Annotated in this window: 13 protein-coding genes; 9 read left to right on the forward strand and 4 right to left on the reverse strand. The window is 69.0% G+C overall.

Going from position 1 to position 16,373, the window contains the following annotated elements:
- Window positions 1-10 precede the first annotated feature (10 nt).
- From AC5JLE_RS19935 to smqnr, 7 genes are all read left to right on the forward strand, one after another.
- On the forward strand, window positions 11-1,525 hold the full coding sequence (locus AC5JLE_RS19935; RefSeq protein ID WP_241884069.1) for a PepSY domain-containing protein: 1,515 nt from the start codon (window positions 11-13) through the stop codon (window positions 1,523-1,525).
- A 104-nt stretch (window positions 1,526-1,629) separates the two neighbouring features.
- Entirely contained in the window at window positions 1,630-2,967 is a 1,338-nt protein-coding gene (locus tag AC5JLE_RS19940) for an SWIM zinc finger family protein (protein WP_049405062.1), read from the forward strand.
- Complete coding sequence (locus AC5JLE_RS19945; protein ID WP_049405060.1) at window positions 2,964-4,490, forward strand: DUF5691 domain-containing protein; 1,527 nt, start codon at window positions 2,964-2,966, stop codon at window positions 4,488-4,490. Before AC5JLE_RS19940 ends, AC5JLE_RS19945 begins: the two co-directional genes overlap by 4 nt.
- A gap of 26 nt (window positions 4,491-4,516) precedes the next feature.
- A complete protein-coding gene (locus tag AC5JLE_RS19950; protein ID WP_049405058.1) occupies window positions 4,517-5,599 on the forward strand; it encodes an ATP-binding protein in 1,083 nt (360 codons plus the stop codon).
- Window positions 5,600-5,613: 14 nt separating this feature from the next.
- A complete protein-coding gene (locus AC5JLE_RS19955; protein ID WP_049419215.1) occupies window positions 5,614-7,908 on the forward strand; it encodes a DUF5682 family protein in 2,295 nt (764 codons plus the stop codon).
- On the forward strand, window positions 7,905-9,107 hold the full coding sequence (locus tag AC5JLE_RS19960) for a vWA domain-containing protein (protein ID WP_049405055.1): 1,203 nt from the start codon (window positions 7,905-7,907) through the stop codon (window positions 9,105-9,107). The genes AC5JLE_RS19955 and AC5JLE_RS19960 overlap by 4 nt, the downstream gene beginning before the upstream one ends.
- 37 nt (window positions 9,108-9,144) lie before the next feature.
- Complete coding sequence (gene smqnr, locus AC5JLE_RS19965; protein WP_100449558.1) at window positions 9,145-9,792, forward strand: SmQnr family pentapeptide repeat protein; 648 nt, start codon at window positions 9,145-9,147, stop codon at window positions 9,790-9,792.
- Window positions 9,793-9,795: 3 nt separating this feature from the next.
- Here smqnr and AC5JLE_RS19970 read toward each other — a convergent pair whose 3' ends face one another.
- The gene (locus AC5JLE_RS19970) at window positions 9,796-10,470 is read right to left on the reverse strand and encodes a class I SAM-dependent methyltransferase (RefSeq protein WP_164109383.1); all 675 of its coding nucleotides are present in this window, start codon (window positions 10,468-10,470) and stop codon (window positions 9,796-9,798) included.
- Between the two features lie 98 nt (window positions 10,471-10,568).
- Window positions 10,569-11,948, reverse strand: a complete 1,380-nt coding sequence (locus AC5JLE_RS19975) for an aminotransferase-like domain-containing protein (RefSeq protein WP_041863130.1) — start codon at window positions 11,946-11,948, stop codon at window positions 10,569-10,571.
- Between the two features lie 133 nt (window positions 11,949-12,081).
- On the opposite strand from AC5JLE_RS19975, the gene AC5JLE_RS19980 reads away from it, so the two are divergent.
- Window positions 12,082-12,945 (forward strand): DMT family transporter, encoded by an 864-nt coding sequence (locus tag AC5JLE_RS19980; protein ID WP_262216574.1) that lies wholly within the window; start codon window positions 12,082-12,084, stop codon window positions 12,943-12,945.
- Window positions 12,946-12,994: 49 nt separating this feature from the next.
- Here AC5JLE_RS19980 and AC5JLE_RS19985 read toward each other — a convergent pair whose 3' ends face one another.
- Entirely contained in the window at window positions 12,995-13,918 is a 924-nt protein-coding gene (locus tag AC5JLE_RS19985; RefSeq protein ID WP_262216575.1) for a LysR substrate-binding domain-containing protein, read from the reverse strand.
- Between the two features lie 106 nt (window positions 13,919-14,024).
- Between AC5JLE_RS19985 and AC5JLE_RS19990 the strand changes: the two genes are divergently transcribed.
- Window positions 14,025-15,542, forward strand: a complete 1,518-nt coding sequence (locus AC5JLE_RS19990) for an MFS transporter (protein ID WP_495202771.1) — start codon at window positions 14,025-14,027, stop codon at window positions 15,540-15,542.
- 278 nt (window positions 15,543-15,820) lie between these two features.
- Here AC5JLE_RS19990 and AC5JLE_RS19995 read toward each other — a convergent pair whose 3' ends face one another.
- Complete coding sequence (locus tag AC5JLE_RS19995; protein WP_014646209.1) at window positions 15,821-16,225, reverse strand: GFA family protein; 405 nt, start codon at window positions 16,223-16,225, stop codon at window positions 15,821-15,823.
- Window positions 16,226-16,373 lie beyond the last annotated feature (148 nt).

Below are 16,373 nucleotides of genomic sequence, written 5' to 3' on the forward strand. Positions count from 1 at the left end.
GGCGCTGGCGATGACGATGCGTTCCACCGCCAAGCGCTGGACCTACCTGGTGCATCGCTGGCTGGGCATCGGCGGATGCCTGCTGATGCTGCTGTGGTTCGTCAGCGGCATGGTGATGCTGTTCATTGGTTACCCGAAGCTGACGCCCGGCGAGCGGCTGGCGGCGTTGCCGGTGCTGGGTGAGGCCCGCGACCTGCAGGGGCTGTCGGTACTGCCTGCCGCCGTGCAGGCCGAGCCGGAGGCTGTGGCATTGACCACGCTGCGTGGCGAGCCGGCGTATGTGGTGCGCAGTGGCAGCAACGTGGGCGCCTGGTCTGCCGTGACCGGCCAGGCGCTGCTGCCGGTGTCGGCACAGCGCGCCGAAGCATCCGCTGCGCAGTTCGCGGGCGGCCAGGCCTTCGTGGGTGCGATGCGCGTGAATGAGGATCGTTGGACGCATTCGCGTGCACTGGACGCGCATCGGCCGCTGTATAGGGTGGAGGTGGGCGGTGCGCAGCCGGGCGACCTGTATGTGTCCTCGCGTACCGGTGAAGTGGTGCTGGACGCTCCGCATGTGCAGCAGCGCTGGAACTATGTGGGCGCCTGGCTGCACTGGCTGTACTTCCTGCGCATGCAGTCGGTCGACCCGGTGTGGACGTGGGTGGTGATCGTGCTGTCCGCACTGTGCACGGTGGCGGCGATCAGCGGCATCGTGGTGGGCGTATGGCGCTGGCGTTTCCGTGGGCACTATCGTTCCGGTGCGAAGACGCCGTACGTGGAGTCGTGGATGCGCTGGCACCATCTGATCGGATTGTGTGCTGCGGCCTTCGTGTTCACCTGGATTTTCAGCGGCCTGATGTCGATGAATCCGCTGCAGGTGTTCAGCAGCCCGGCGGATGCGACGAATGCCGAGCGTTATCGCGGTGCGGTGGTGGCGCTGGATGATGCGCTGGCCCAGCCGCAGGCGTTGCTGGCCTCCGCGGCACGGGCGGGGTTTGCGCCGGTGGAGATCCAGTGGCGGCGTATCGATGGCCAGCTGTTTGCGGTGCTGCTGGACGGGCAGGGCGGTACGCGCATCGTCTCGCGCGTAGATGGGCAGCTGCAGCTTGCGAAGCAACTGCCGGTGGCGTGGCTGCAGCAGCGTGCACCGGTCTTGGGCACCGCACCGCTGCGTGCATTCACGATCCTGCATACACCGGATGCCTGGTTCTATCCCCGCGCGCCTGAGGCGATGAACGGTGCGGCGGTGCGGCGCTTCCCGGTGGCGGTGGCCGACTTCGGCGATGAACACGCCACGCGGGTGTACATCGATCTGGCCACCGGCGATCCGTTGCTGATCCTGGGCCATCGCGAACGCGTCGGCCGCTGGCTGTTCTACTTCCTGCACAGCTGGGACCTGCCGGGCATGCTACGGCAGGAGAACACGCGGCTGGGCGTGCTGTTGCTGCTGAGCGTCGCGGGTACGGGGCTGTGCGCGACTGGCGTGGTGATCGGCTACCGTCGCCTGCGGATGAAATTCGGCCGGCCGCGCCAGCGAAGGGGATGATGGCGGCCGGTCTCGCGTGGTGATACGCCCGTGCGTGATGATCGTTGCCACAGTCATTGTCATCCGCCTTCGCTATGATGGGTCGATCTGAAGTGGGTACGCATATGGAAGTACGACTCACGCGCGAGCAGGTACTCGCGCTTGCGCCGGATGCGGCGTCGGCCAAGGCCGGCGGCGGCCTGGCCATCGATGGCAAATGGGGCCTGCTGGGTGCCGATGACGAGGCGCTGTGGGGCGAATGCCAGGGCAGCGGCTCCAAGCCCTACCAGACCCAGGTGGACCTGGCCGCGCTGGTCAGCCGGTGTTCCTGCCCCAGCCGCAAATTTCCCTGCAAGCACGGGCTGGCCCTGCTGCTGTTGTATGCCGCCGGCAACCCGCGCTGCGTGCCACAGGCGCGACCGGCGTGGGTGGACGAATGGCTGAACGGACGCCGCGACCGCGCCGCGCGCAAGGAGGCTGCCGTGGAGGCGGCCGCTGTTGCGCCGCCCCCGGACCCGCAGGCGCAGGCTGCGGCTACCGCCAAGCGCGAGCAGGTGCGCTGGGGCCGCATCGAAGCCGGTGCAGCCGAGCTGCAGCGCTGGATTGCCGATCAGTTCCGCCAGGGCCTGGCCAACCTGCCCGCCGATTTCCACGCGCAGGGCCAGACCATGGTCGCGCGCATGATTGATGCGCAGGCGCCGGGGCTGGCCAGCCAGCTGGAGGCTGCGCTGGGCGAGGGCATACCGGGCCTGGCTGGCCTGGGCGAACTGGGCGCGCGGCTGGGGCTGCTGCAGCTGCTGACCCAGGCCGTGGCACGCCGTGCGCAGTACGAACCGGCGCGACTGGCCGACCTGCGCGCCGCGCTGGGCTGGCCGGTAGACCGCGAGGCGGTGCAGCGCGATGGCGAGGCGGTGCACGACCGCTGGCACGTGCAGGGGCAATGGCTGCTGGAACAGCCGGGCAACCTGGTCGAGCGCCGCGTCTGGCTGCATGGGCTGGACAGCGGGCGCAGTGCGCTGGTGCAGGATTTCAGCCACGGCGGTCGCGGCTGGCAGGAACAATGGCGCACTGGCAGCGTGCATGCGGCGCGGCTGCATTTCCATGCCGGCAGTGTGCCGCTGCGCGCTTTGGTGAGCGAATTCGAAGCGGCCCGCGCTGAAACCACCACGCCCCGCACCGATACCTTCGACGCGGCCTCGCAGGCGTACGCGCGCAACCCCTGGTTGCCGCAGGTGCCGATGCGCCTGCAGGACGTCCACATCGCCCATGACGGCACGCAGTGCTGGCTGCAGCATGCCGAAGGCGCGCTGCCGCTGCAGCTGCCGGGCCTGCAGGCGTGGGCGTTGATGGCGTTTGCCGGTGGTCATCCGGTGTGCGTGATGGGTGAGTGGGACGGCCAGGTGCTGTTGCCACTGTCGGCATGGAATGCGCGCGACGAGCGCTGGGAAAGGAGTGCCGCATGAACCAGGCCTGGTTGAAGCCGGCGTTGCTGGGCATTGACCGCCCGCAGGTGATTGCCGTGGGTGGCGCGCTGGATGTGCTGCTGCAGGCGGTGGCCGATGCGGACGAACCGGCATTGGCCTACAGCCGCCAAGTGGGCGTGCTCGCCGCCTGCGAGCGCGCCGCCGTGCGCACGGCCGCAGCGGTGAGCGTGCCGCCACCAGTGGCGGATGACCCACTGCAGTTGGCGGCCGACCACCCGTGGGTTGCGTTGCTGGCCACGGTGTTCCAGCCCGGCCAGTTCTCGCCTTGGGGCAAGCGGCTGCGGCTGCAGGCCTGCGCGCAGCTGGCCGCACACGGCCGGCACCTGCCGGTGGCGGTGCTGCCACAGGCGCTGGAGGCAGGCGCGCGCCTGGCCGTGCTGCGCGAGGCGCTGCGTGCGGTGCTGGGGGTGCGCGGTTACTGGCTGGCGGCCTGCAATCCGGAGTGGCGCTATGCGTCTGCACCGCTGGAAGCGCAGGCCAGCGCGGAGGAGGTCGAGCAGGTCTGGAAAGAGGGCAGCAGCGAGGCACGCCTGGCCGTGTTCCAGCAGCAGCGCCTGGAGGATGTAGCGGCGGCGCGTACGCGGTTGCAGGACAGCCTGAAGGAACTGCCCGCACGCGAGCGTGCCGCGTTCGTGGCCGCGCTGCAGGCGGGCCTGGGCGCGGACGATGCGCCGCTGTTGCAGGCCTTGTTGAAGGACCGCAGCCGCGAGGTGCGCGCGCTGGCCGGGCCGATGCTGGCGCGACTGCCCGACTCGGCGCACGCGGCATACCTGCAGGCGCAGATGGCGGCGTTGCTGCAGCAGTCGCGCAGCGGCCTGCTGCGTCGCCTGGCGTGGACGCTGGAGGCGCCGGCCACGCTTGACCCGGGCTGGGCCGAAGCGGCGATCGACGGCAAGCGGCCCAACGGCGAAGTGCTGGGCGAGCGGGCCTGGTGGCTGTACCAGCTGGCGCGCCAGCTGCCGCTGGCCTGGTGGTGCCGGACGCTGGAAAAGCCGGCCGCCGAGGTCGTGGCCTGGGCGCGCGAGGGCGACTGGTACCAGGCGTTGCTGCGCGCGTGGCTGGAGCGCGTGGATGCCAGCGAACCGGAGTGGGTGGAAGCGCTGGTCGCGCTGAAGGAAACCCATGCGCGCAAGAGCGAGCTGCTGGCGTTGCTGCCTGCGGCGCAGCGCGAGCGGTACTGGCCGGCCAAGCTGCAGGACCTGATCGCACAGGGCCTGCTCGATGATGTGCTGGACAGCACCGGCGCGGCGCAGTCGTTGAGTGCGGCCTATTCGCAGGCGCTGGCCCCCAGCGTGGGCGCACTGTTCGGCGATGAACGCCTGCGCTACGACTACCTGCTGCGCGACCGCCTGCTGGAACTGCTGGCGGTGCTGCATCCGTCCACGCTGGCCGGCGTGCAGATCGCCGAGCCGCCGGCCACGGCCACCGACGCGATGCTGCACTGCGCGCAACAGGCGCGTGCGCTGCTGGCCCTGCGCCAGGCCCTGTATTCCCCCTTCTGATCGAACCCCTTACACACGGAGCCACCATGACCACTGCCGTCCTGCGCCAGCACGCCGAACACCAATACGCCGAGGAACTGGAGGAGCTGCGCCGCCAGGACAACCGCCAGCGCCCGGCCAACTGGACGATGTCGCCGTGGGCGGTCGTCACCTATCTGGTGGGTGGCACGCTGGACAACGGCTTCGTGGTCAGCCCCAAGTACATCGGTGACCGCCGGCTGATGGAAATCGCCGTGGCCACCATCGCCACCGACCGCGCGCTGCTGCTGTTCGGCGTGCCGGGCACGGCCAAATCCTGGGTGTCCGAGCACATGACTGCGGCCATCAGCGGTGATTCGACCCTGCTGGTGCAGGGCACCGCCGGCACCAGCGAAGAGCAGATCCGCTACGGCTGGAACTATGCGCAGCTGCTGGCCAACGGCCCCAGCGAAAAGGCCCTGGTGCCCAGCCCGATGATGAACGCGATGCGCCTGGGCAAGATCGCCCGCATCGAGGAACTCACCCGCATTCCTGCCGACGTGCAGGATGCGCTGATCACCGTGCTTTCGGAAAAGACCCTGCCGGTGCCCGAGCTGGGCAGCGAAGTGCAGGCCGTGCGCGGCTTCAGCGTGATCGCCACGGCCAACAACCGCGACAAGGGCGTCAACGAGCTGTCGAGCGCACTCAAGCGCCGCTTCAACACGGTCATCCTGCCGGTGCCGTCCAGCGAGGAAGACGAAGTGGCCATCGTGCTCAAGCGCGTGGGTGAACTGGGTACGGCGCTGGACCTGCCGGCCGAGCCGCCGGCGCTGCAGGAAGTGGCGCGCGTGGTGCGTATCTTCCGCGAGCTGCGCAACGGCGTCACCGAGGATGGCAAGTCGAAGCTGAAGAGCCCGACCGCTACGCTGTCCACCGCCGAGGCCATCTCGGTCATCAACAATGGCATGGCGCTGGCCGGCCACTTCGGCGATGGCGTGCTGCGCCCGGCGGACATGGCCGCTGGCATGATCGGCGCCATCGTCAAGGACCCGGTGCAGGACGCGCTGGTGTGGAAGGAATACCTGGAGACGGTGGTGAAGGAACGCAGTGAGTGGAAGGATCTGTACCGCGCCTTCCGCGAACACGCCTGAGCAGGCCCGCGCCGATGAGTGAAGGGACTTCCCTGTTCGGCATCCGTCACCACGGCCCGGGCTGCGCGCGCAGCCTGCTGGCCGCGCTGGACGCGTTGCAGCCGGACTGCGTGCTGATCGAGGGTCCGGCCGGTACCGAGGACCTGTTGCCGCACGTGCTGGATGCGGCCATGCAGCCCCCCGTGGCCCTGCTGTCCTACAGCGTGGACGACCCGCAGCTGGCGGTGTTCCATCCGTACGCGCTGTACTCGCCGGAATGGCAGGCCCTGCAATGGGCCGCGCGCAATGCGGTCGAGGTGCGCTTCATGGACGTGCCACCGGCGTTGTCGCTGGAGTGGCTGGAGCAGGCGCGGCCGGCGCCGCCGCAGGACGAGGATGCCGAGGATGCCGAGGCAGACGATGCTGCTGAGGCCGCCGCCGAAGAGGCCGCCGAGGAGCGCCCGGCCGATCCGCTGGACTGGCTGGCACGGGTCGCCGGCCACGCCGATGGCGAGGCCTGGTGGAACCACATGGTGGAGGAACGCGGCGATGGCCAGGGGCTGTTCGAGGCGATTGCCGAAGCGATGACCGCGCTGCGCGAACACACCCTGGATTATCCCGGCCGCCGCGGCGAGCAGGAAGCGATGCGCGAGGCGCACATGCGCACGGCACTGCGCGCGGCAAGCAAGAACTTCAGCCGCGTGGCCGTGGTCTGCGGCGCGTGGCACGTGCCGGCGCTGCAGCCGGCGGCGCTGCGCGCCAACAGTGCGGCTGCCGACAACCGCCTGCTGAAGGGCCAGAGCCGGCGCAAAACGCAGAGCACGTGGGTGCCGTGGACCTACCGCCACCTGAGCGCAGGCAGCGGCTACGGCGCCGGTGTCGATGCACCGGGCTGGTACGACCACCTGTGGCGCAATGCCGGGGTGCATGGCCAGCGTGCGGTGGGCTGGTATGCGCGGGTGGGCCGCCTGCTGCGCGAACACGGCCTGGACTGTTCGTCCGCGCATCTGATCGAGGCGACACGCCTGGCCGATACCCTGGCGGCCCTGCGCGGGCGCCCGGCGCCTGGCCTTGAGGAGATCGGCGAGGCCAGCCGCAGCATCATCTGCAATGGCGACGATGCGCCGATGCAGTTGATCCGCGAGCAGCTGCTGATTGGCAATGCGCTGGGCCAGGTGCCTGACGGCGTGCCGGTGGTACCGCTGCAGCGTGACCTGGAAGCGCAGCAGAAGCGCCTGCGGCTGAAGCCCGAGGCACTGGAAAAGACCCTCGACCTGGACCTGCGCAAGGACAACGATCTGGCCCGCAGCCACCTGCTGCACCGCCTGCGCCTGCTGGGCATTGAATGGGGCCGGTTGGCGCGCTCCGGCCACGCTGCACGTGGCACCTTCCACGAACTCTGGCAGCTGGCCTGGCAGCCGCATTTCCTGGTGGCGCTGGTGGAAGCCAGCCGCCATGGACAGACGCTGGTGGATGCGGCGTCGAACCTGGCGGTCAGCCAGGCACGCGCAGCGGCTGACCTGCCGGCGTTGTCCGAGCTGGTCGACCAGGTGCTGCTGGCCGATCTGCCGCAGGCCGTGCAGGCCATTGCGGCCGAACTGGAAGCGCGCGCGGCCACCGATGCCGATCCGCTGGCCCTGCTTGGCGCGCTGCCGCCGCTGGCCAACATCCATCGCTATGGCAACGTGCGGCAGACCGAGGGCGTGCAGGTCGCGCACCTGTTTGACAGCATGCTGGAACGCGCGGTGATCGGCCTGTCGCTGGCGCTGACCGGACTGGACGAAGCACGCGCGGAAGCGGCCCGCGAGGTCGTGCTGGCTGCCGAGCGGGCGATCAGCCTGCGCGACGATGCCGACGGCCGCGATGCGTGGCGGCAGGCGCTGCGCCGGGTCGCGCTGTCGCAGGCCAGCACGGCGCTGCTGCGTGGTGTCAGCCTGCGCCTGCTGTTCGATACTGGCGCGCTGGACGCCGGCACCGTGCACACCCAGTTGCAGCAGCAACTCTCGCCGGGTGCCGAGCCGCTGCAGGCCGCGCAGTGGCTGGATGGCTTTCTCAACCGCAACGCCACCGTGCTGCTGCATGACGATGCGGTGTGGCGGATGATCGATGACTGGGTGGTGAGCCTGGATGAAACCCAGCTGGTGCGCGTGCTGCCGCTGGTGCGGCGCACCTTTGCCGCGTTCGAGGCGGCTGACCGCCGCGACCTGGGCACCCGGGTTGCGCGGGCCACTGTGACGAAGGCGGTGGCCAGCGAAGCCCCGGACTGGAACCTGGCACGCGCCGAGCGCGCGCTGCCGATGCTGCGCGAACTGTTGGGGATTGCCGGATGAGCACGCCAGACGACCTGTCCAATGACACAGTGGGCCAGCTGCCCACCACGCGCGAACAGCGCTGGCGGCTGATCCTGGGCCAGCAGGCCGATGGCAGCTGCGGCGCACTGCCCAAGCCCCTGCAGGGCATCGACCAGGCGCTCTCCGCGCTATACGAACCGGAGGGCCAGGGCGGCCTCAACCGGCGCGGCGGGCGCGGTGGATCGGCGCCGAACGTGGCGCGCTGGCTGGGCGACATCCGCCGCTACTTCCCTTCCTCGGTGGTGCAGGTGATGCAGCGCGATGCCCTGCAGCGGCTCAACCTGACCCAGATGCTGCTGGAGAAGGAAATGCTGGAGCAGGTGCAGCCGGACGTGCACCTGGTGGCCAACCTGATCGGCCTGGGCCAGGTCATCCCGGCGGAGACCAAGGACACCGCGCGCATGGTGGTGCGCGCGGTGGTCGACGACCTGCTGCGGCGGCTGGAAGAGCCCATGCGTTCGGCGGTGACCGGTGCATTGGACCGTGCCCGCCGCAACCGCCGGCCGCGCCTGGCCGAGATCGATTGGCACCGCACCATCCGCAGTAACCTGCGGCACTGGCAGCCGGAACTGCGCACGGTGGTGCCACAGGAACTGGTGGGTTATGGGCGCAAGGCGCGCAAGCCGCAGCGCGAGGTGCTGCTGTGCATCGACCAGAGCGGCTCGATGGCGGCTTCGGTGGTGTATTCGAGCATCTTCGGTGCGGTGATGGCCTCGCTGCCGGCAGTGTCCACGCGGCTGGTGGTGTTCGACACCGAAGTGGTGGACATGAGCGAGCAGCTGGATGACCCGGTCGATCTGCTGTTTGGCGTGCAGCTCGGCGGCGGCACCGACATCCATCGCGCGGTGAGCTATTGCCAGGGGCTTATCCGCGAACCACATGGCGCGATCCTCGTGCTGATTTCCGATCTTTACGAAGGTGGAGTGGAGGACAAGCTGCTGGCGCGTGCGCACGAGCTGGTGGAGTCGGGCGTGCAGTTCATCGTGCTGCTGGCGCTGAGCGATGAAGGTACGCCGTCCTACGACCAGCAGCTGGCAGGCAAGCTGGCCGCGTTGGGCGTACCCTCGTTCGCCTGCACGCCCGATGCGTTCCCCGGCCTGATGGCCGCTGCCATCCGACGCGATGACATCAACCAGTGGGCCGGCGCCAATGGCCTGCTGGCGACCCGTGGCCGCTGACGCGGCGCAATGACCGAACCCGATTGGATTCCATCGCATGACCCCCGCTGTCCATCACCGCCTGCGTATTGCCGGCGACCAGTACACCGGCCAGAAAGTGGTCGACCAGCAGTTCCATGAGTGCGATTTTTCCGGTGCCGACCTGACCGCCACCGAGTTCATCAACTGCAGCTTCTACGATGCCGACAGCCGCAGCGGCTGCCGCTTCAATGGCGCCACATTGAAGGAGGCCAGCTTCCGCAGCTGCGACATCAGCATGTGCCACTTCAACTTCATCAAGGCGCTGGGCCTGGAGATCAGCGAGTGCCGCGCGCAGGGTGCGGATTTCAGCAACGCCAGCTTCATGAACCAGATCACCACGCGCAGCTGGTTCTGCAGCGCCTTCATCAAGAAGTCGAACCTGCGCTATGCCAATTTCTCGCGGGTCACGCTGGAGAAATGCGAACTGTGGGAGAACCGCTGGGACGGTGCAAACGTCAGCGGCGCCAGCTTTGCCGGCTCGGACCTGTCCGGTGGCCAGTTCGAGGGAATCGACTGGAACAGCGCCAACTTCACCGACTGCGACCTGACCAATTCCGATCTGGGCGAGCTGGACCTGCGCAGCACCAACCTGCGTGGCGCCACGCTGGATGTCCAGCAGGTGGCGCTGTTGATGCAGCGCATCGGCATCACGGTGGTGCCGTAGGCATCAGCCGGCGTACGCCACCCAGCCCTTGAAGCTGAAGCCCGCATAGAACAGCTCCACATCGTCGAAGCCGGCCTCCTGCAGCAGGGCGACCTCCTGTTCGGGGGCCAGCAGCGGCAGCCGCTCGGCAATGGCGTCGATCGCGCGCTGTGCATCGGCGTGGGCAACGCCGGAGGCTTCGGCGAACGCGGCGTAGCGCTGCAACCAGCGCAGCTTGCCGGCCGGATCCTGCGGCACGCTGTGGTGGGCCACCACCAGCGGCGCGCCGGGCTGCAGGCGCCTGTGCAGCTCCCGCAGCGTGTGCAGGCGCTGCGCGCCGTCGAGGAAGTGCAGGGTCAGCAGGCAGCTGGCACCATCGAAGCGCACGTCGGGGGCATCGTCGATGTAGCCTTCCAGCAACTGCACGCGCGACATCAGCTGGCCCAGTGTCTGTTCGGCCAGGGCCAGCATCGGTGCAGCCGGGTCCACGCCCAGCAGCTGCCAGCCCGGCTGCGCCTCGGCAAATGCCTTCAGCTCCAGCCCGCCACCGGCGCCCAGCACCAGCACGCGGCCCTGCGCAGGAACGTGTTCGGCCAGCAGCAGGCGACTCATCTGCTGCAACGCGAGGAAGCCCGGCACCTGGCGCAGCGGGCCCTCGGCATAGCGGGCAACGGCCTGCGGATCGGAGAACGAAGACATGCGTGCATTCCTGCAACAGGGACATACCACTGTACCGTGGCATGCAAGTGCCTTTGCCGCGGGTCGCTCCTGCCTGCGCTGACCGGCTTGCATCCAGCTCAGCGCAACGCCCGCGCCAGCACCTGCCAGATCCTCGGGTCCTGGCACTGCGAGACGTTGAAGCGCAGATAGTCGGCCGCGCGCTGCGACTGGCTGAACGCGTTGCCCGGCGCCAGCACGATGCCCTCGCGCAGGCATTGCCGCGCCAGTGCGGCGGCGTCGCGGCCGTCGGGCAGCTGGCACCACAGGAACAGGCCGGCTTCCGGCTGCAGCCACGGCGTGATGCCCAGCGCCTGCAGTTTCCGCAGTGTGTGCCGGCGTGCATCGGCCAGGCGCGAACGTATCGACTGCATGTGGCGGCGGTAACCGCTATCGGTCAGCGCGATGTGCATCAACTGCGCGGCCAGATGGCCGCCGCCAAAGCTGGTGGCCAGCTTCAGGTCGGTCAGTGCTTCTATCCAGTCGTGGCGCGCAGCGATGTAGCCGCAGCGCGACGCTGCCGACAGCGTCTTGGAGAAACTGCCGACGTGGATCACCCGTGACAGTCCATCGAGCGCGGCCAGCCGCGGTGCCGGCTGCAGTTCGAAGTCGGCGAAGATGTCGTCCTCGACGATGATCAACTCGCTGCGTTCGGCCAGGCCCAGCAGGCGGTGCGCGGTGTTGGCCGAAAGCACCGCGCCGGTCGGGTTGTGCAGGCCGGAATTGGTGATGTACAGCCGCGGCGAATGCGCCTGCAGGGCTTGCGCGAACGCCTCCAGGTCCGGGCCGCTGTGCGTGTACGGCACGCCGATGGCCTGCACCTGGTGCGCCTTGAGCAGCGCGTGGTAATTGAAGTAGCTCGGGTCATCGACCAGCACGCAGTCGCCGGGCTTGAGCAGGAAACGGCAGAGCAGATCGACTGCGTGCGTACCGGATTCGGTCAGCAGGATCTGCTCCATCGGTGCATCGATGCCAAGCGTGGCGCTGCGCCTTTGCAGCAGCTGGCGCAACGCGGGCAGCCCGAGCGGACCGGCGTAGTCCACCAGTTGCATGGCATCGGCACGCGACAGCCGGCGCAGGCCGCGGCGCACGCCATCGTGATACAGCCAGTCACTGGGCATCCAGCCGCACCCTGGCTTGAGATCGCCCGCGGGCGTTTCCAGCGATTGCCGTGACACCCACAGCGGATCCACCGCGCGATCCAGCCGCGGCTCCATTTCGGCCAGCGCCAGCGGTGCGGCTGGGCCACTGACGTAGAAGCCCGAGCCTGCGCGCGCACTGATCAGGCCTTCGGCCGCCAGGCGCTCGTAGGCCTCGACCACGGTGGAGACTGAAACCCCCATGGTCGCCGCCTGCGCACGTACCGAAGGCAGGCGGGAGCCGGGGCCATCCACCCGTGCACTGATGCGGGTGCGGACGGTCTGGATGACCGATTCGATGCGGGTGAGCGGGCGCGGCATGGTGGAACCGTAGTGGAAGTGTGGGCAGTACAGTTACTTGCGGCTGTACTGGATTGTAGCTGGGGTCGTTCCGCGCCGGATGCTTCCATACAGGTGCAGCCGGGCATCGTCCGGCACCTTCAGGAGTACAGGCGTGGAACGGTCGGCGAGTGGTTGGATCAATGGCTTCATCGGTGTGGTGATCTTCGCCGGCTCATTGCCGGCCACCCGCCTGGCGGTGCTGCAGCTGGATGCCGGGTTCGTCACCGCCGCACGCGCCACCATCGCCGCGGTGCTCGGTCTGGGGCTGCTGCTTCTGCTGCGCCAGCCATGGCCGCGGCGCGGCGACCTGCCGGGGCTGGTGGTGGTCAGCCTCGGCGTTGTGGTCGGCTTCCCGCTGCTGACCGCGCTCGCGCTGCGTCACGCGTCGTCGGCGCACACCATCGTGTTCCTTGGCCTGCTGCCGTTGAGTACAGCGGTGTTCGGCGTGCTGCGCGGTGGCGATCGGCCGCGCCCGGCGTTCTGGCTGTTCTCGTTGCTGGGCAGTGCCTGCGTGGTCGGCTATGCCGCGCGCAACGGAATCGAAGCCTCGTTGCAGGCCGACCTGCTGATGCTGGCGGCGATCGTGGTGTGCGGGCTGGGCTACGCGGAAGGTGGTCGGCTCGCCCGTCATCTGGGCGGCTGGCAGGTGATCAGCTGGGCACTGCTGCTGGCGTTGCCGGTGATGCTGCCGCTGACGGTGCTGATGCGCCCGGCCTCGTTCACTGCGGTCGGTGCCTCGGCGTGGTGGGCACTGGGCTACGTGGCAGTGTTCAGCATGCTGATCGGCTTCCTGTTCTGGTACCGCGGGCTGGCCCAGGGCGGCATCGCTGCCGTCGGCCAGCTGCAGCTGCTGCAGCCGTTCTTCGGCCTGGCCCTGGCCGCGCTGCTGCTGGACGAGTCGGTCCGCCTCAGCATGGTGCTGGTGACTCTGGTCGCGGTGATCTGCGTCGCCGGCGCGCGCCGCTTCAGCCGCTAGGAAAAAGGGGACGGAGGGGATTAAGTCGTTTCAGGCACAGCAGGACCAATTACGACTTAATCCCCTCCGTCCCCTTTTCCGGGGGGCTGCGGAAAAGGTGCGCAACGGCGTAGTCGATGAACACCCGCAGGCGTGCACTGGGATGGCGCCCGCCGGGCCACAGCAGCGAGAACTGCCCCTGGTGCGTGGGCAGTGTGGGCAGCACCTGTTGCAGGCGGCCATCGGCCAGCGCGTCAGCGGCGAGGAAGTCAGGCATCCAGGCCAGGCCCATGCATCCGATCGCAGCGGCCAGCACGGCTTCCATGTTGTTGCAGGTCATCGCCGTGGAAAGGCGCGCCCCGGCGTCGCCTTCGATGCCGGGCAGCTGCCACGCATGCAGCTTTCCGGTGGTGGGGTAACGGAAGCGCAGCGCGGTATGCATGCGCAGGTCGCCCACATCGCCGGGCGTTCCATGCATCTGCAGATAGCCCGGCGCCGCACAGAGGATGAAACGAAAACCCCCCAGCCGCCGTGCGGTCAGGCTGGAATCAGCCAGTTCGCCACTGCGTATCACCGCATCCAGGCCTTCGCTGACCACATCGACGATGCGGTCGTTGAAGTCCAGTTCCAGCTGCACCTGCGGATAGCGTTGCTGGAAGCCGGGCAGCACCGGCAGCAGGAAGCGGTAGCCGATGGTGGGCAGGCCGATGCGCAGCAGCCCGCTGGGGGCGTGCTGTCGCTGCGCCAAGTCCGCCTGTGCTTCGGAAAGCTCGTCCAGTGCACGCCGGCAGCGCTGCAGCAGCAGTTCGCCTTCGTCGGTGAGATGCACGCGGCGGGTGGTGCGCTGGAACAGGCGCGTGCCGAGTTCCTGTTCAAGCCGGGCGATGCGCTTGCCGACGGCCGAGGCTGACAGGCCGAGTACGCGGGCGGCACCGACAATGCTGCCGGCCTCCGCGGTGCGGACGAAGGCGAGCAGGGCGGAGATGGAGTCCATGCTTGGATGATTGCGGAACATCTCGCCGCAATCAACATCCACCGAGCCTGTTTTTCTGGAATAGCGGCCTGTCCATCATCAATGCCCCTGATGGATGGAGGCCCGCATGGCCCCGGATTCGATGCTCCCTGTACCTGTCCGCGCGCAGCAGCGCTGGGCGCTGCTTGCGGTCTGCCTGGCCGCGCTGGCGTTGCCGTTGTCCTTCTCTGCCGGTGCAGTCGCGGTGCCGGCGCTGGCCCGTTCCGCGGCGGCTTCGCCCACCGCGCTGGCCTGGGTGACCAACGCCTTCATGCTCACCTTCGGCAGTCTGTTGCTCGCTGCGGGCGGCTTGGCCGATCGATATGGCCGTCGGCGGCTGTTCCTGCTGGGCACGGCGGGCTTCACCACCGCCACCGCCGCCGTCTGCCTTGCTCGCACGCTGCTATGGCTGGATCTGGCGCGCGGGTTGCAGGGCGTTGCCGCGGCGGCGGCGCTGGCATCCGGCACGGCGCTGCTAGCACAGGCCTGGCAGGGGCCGGCGCGTGCCCGTGTCTTCGCCCTGCTGGGCACCACGTTCGGCATGGGGCTGGCGCTGGGGCCCCTGCTCGCGGGCCTGCTGCTGCAGACATTGGGATGGCGCAGCGTGTTCGCCGCGGGCGGTGTGCTCACGTTGGTGGCCTTCGGCCTGGGGGCACGCGCGTTGCCTGAAAGTCATGGCGAGCGCCGACCGCTGGATATCGGCGGCATGCTGAGTTTCAGCCTGACGCTGGCGGCGTTGACCCTGGCGCTGCTGTGGCTGGGCGAGTTCGGCCTGCATGCCGCGCGCGTGCGGCTGGCGCTGCTGGTGACGCTGCTGTTGGGCGGGGTGTTCGTCTTCATCGAACGGCGGCACCCCTCACCGTTGCTGGACCTCTCACTGTTCTCACAACCGGCGTTCCTCGGTGTCCAGCTGCTGCCGGTGGCGACCTGCTTCGGCTACGTGGTGCTGCTGGTCGCGTTACCTCTGCAACTGCTGGGCGTGCATGGCCAGAGCGCGACGCTGGTGGGACTGCAGATGCTGGCGCTGTCCGCGCCGATGCTGGTCCTGCCGATGCTGGCCGCGCGTTGGGCGGAGCGCGTGGGAAGCGCGCGGTTGTGCACGCTGGGTCTGCTGGTGTGTGCCGCCGGCCTGTACCTGTTGTCGCGGCAGGCGTCGCACCCGTCGCCCGCGCAGTGGGTGCCGCTGCTGATGCTGGTCGGCGCAGGCACGGCTTTGCCGTGGGGGCTGATGGATGGACTGTCGGTGAGCGTGGTACCGGTGCAACGTGCCGGCATGGCCGCAGGCATATTCGGAACCGTGCGGGTGGCCGGCGAAGGCATCGCGTTGGCCGCAGTCACTGCCTTGCTTGCGCTGCTGATCGGCCATCAGCTGCAGGGCGCGTCGCCGGCACCGCTGGTGCGTGCCGGTGCCTATCTGGCCACGGGGGCGCGGGAACAGGCGCAGGCACTGCTACCGACGATGAGCCGCATGCAGCTGCAGCACGCCAGTAGTGAGGCGCTGGCGACACTGCTGCGTGTACTGGCGCTGCTGACCGCCGCCTGTGCCGCCGTGTTGCGCCTGTTGCTGCGGAAAAGGACAGGTGCCTTGGTCGGGGACATGGTGTAGCAGGCTCATCGCCGCCTCCGCCGTCATCCCGTTGTCGTGTCCCGCTCACGCCGCCTATGCCCACCCGGGCCTAGTGTTGATCGTCCCCGTCCCCCACGGAGACCTGCCATGTGGCTGCTCGACCATCTCTGGCCCAGCCGTCGACCGCTTCCTCCCCCGGTCGAGGACGCGCCACAGGCACCGTCACGCCGGCCCTGGCTGAAACGCCCGGCGCGGGCCGGGCGCAGCGGCGTGGCGCCCTGGCAGAAGGTGGCCACGCCACCGCGGCGCACGCGCCACTAGCCGGTGCGGTCTGATGGGTGGTTGACCCCGTCGCTGACCGGGATCACCCCCAGCGCGAACGGGTCGATGCCCTCCAGGCAGGCCACGTTGTAGCCGTACTGGTCGGGGTTGGAGCGGCGCCGGTGATGGGTGTAGATGCCGCACACCCCGCAGAAGTAGTGCTCGGCCACATGGGTGTTGAACTGGTACTTCTGCAGGTGATGCTGCCCGCGCACCACCTGCAGGCCCTGGCGGGGGACGCTGGCGGCGATGGCACCCCGGCGCCGGCACATCGAGCAGTCGCAGCGGCGCGGGTCGACGATGCCGTCCGGGAGGTCCAGCAACAGCTCGACCGTGCCGCAGTGGCAGGTGGCGCGGTGCTGGGGTTGGACCGGAACGCCGGCCACGGAAGTGATACCCATCGTTGCTCCTGTGAGGTGAACCTGGCCGCATGGACCGCCGCAGACGGTGCGCCGCGGTCCCTGAACGGGCCGTAGATGCCACGGTGAACCCGCTTGTGGCTAACTATGCGGCTTCGGGACCGCGACAGGATGCCAGTGAGAGCCGCAG

The sequence above is a fragment of the Stenotrophomonas sp. genome, assembly GCF_059505245.1.

Excerpts from the sequence above, each read along its gene's own strand:
- AC5JLE_RS19940 (WP_049405062.1), top strand. The coding sequence starts at position 1,630 with ATGGAAGTACGACTCACGCGCGAGCAGGTACTCGCGCTTGCGCCGGAT.
- smqnr (WP_100449558.1), top strand. The coding sequence starts at position 9,145 with ATGACCCCCGCTGTCCATCACCGCCTGCGTATTGCCGGCGACCAGTAC.
- AC5JLE_RS19985 (WP_262216575.1), bottom strand. The coding sequence starts at position 13,918 with ATGGACTCCATCTCCGCCCTGCTCGCCTTCGTCCGCACCGCGGAGGCC.
- AC5JLE_RS19935 (WP_241884069.1), top strand. The coding sequence starts at position 11 with ATGACGATGCGTTCCACCGCCAAGCGCTGGACCTACCTGGTGCATCGC.
- AC5JLE_RS19950 (WP_049405058.1), top strand. The coding sequence starts at position 4,517 with ATGACCACTGCCGTCCTGCGCCAGCACGCCGAACACCAATACGCCGAG.
- AC5JLE_RS19995 (WP_014646209.1), bottom strand. The coding sequence starts at position 16,225 with ATGGGTATCACTTCCGTGGCCGGCGTTCCGGTCCAACCCCAGCACCGC.
- AC5JLE_RS19970 (WP_164109383.1), bottom strand. The coding sequence starts at position 10,470 with ATGTCTTCGTTCTCCGATCCGCAGGCCGTTGCCCGCTATGCCGAGGGC.
- AC5JLE_RS19945 (WP_049405060.1), top strand. The coding sequence starts at position 2,964 with ATGAACCAGGCCTGGTTGAAGCCGGCGTTGCTGGGCATTGACCGCCCG.
- AC5JLE_RS19955 (WP_049419215.1), top strand. The coding sequence starts at position 5,614 with ATGAGTGAAGGGACTTCCCTGTTCGGCATCCGTCACCACGGCCCGGGC.
- AC5JLE_RS19960 (WP_049405055.1), top strand. The coding sequence starts at position 7,905 with ATGAGCACGCCAGACGACCTGTCCAATGACACAGTGGGCCAGCTGCCC.
- AC5JLE_RS19990 (WP_495202771.1), top strand. The coding sequence starts at position 14,025 with ATGGCCCCGGATTCGATGCTCCCTGTACCTGTCCGCGCGCAGCAGCGC.
- AC5JLE_RS19975 (WP_041863130.1), bottom strand. The coding sequence starts at position 11,948 with ATGCCGCGCCCGCTCACCCGCATCGAATCGGTCATCCAGACCGTCCGC.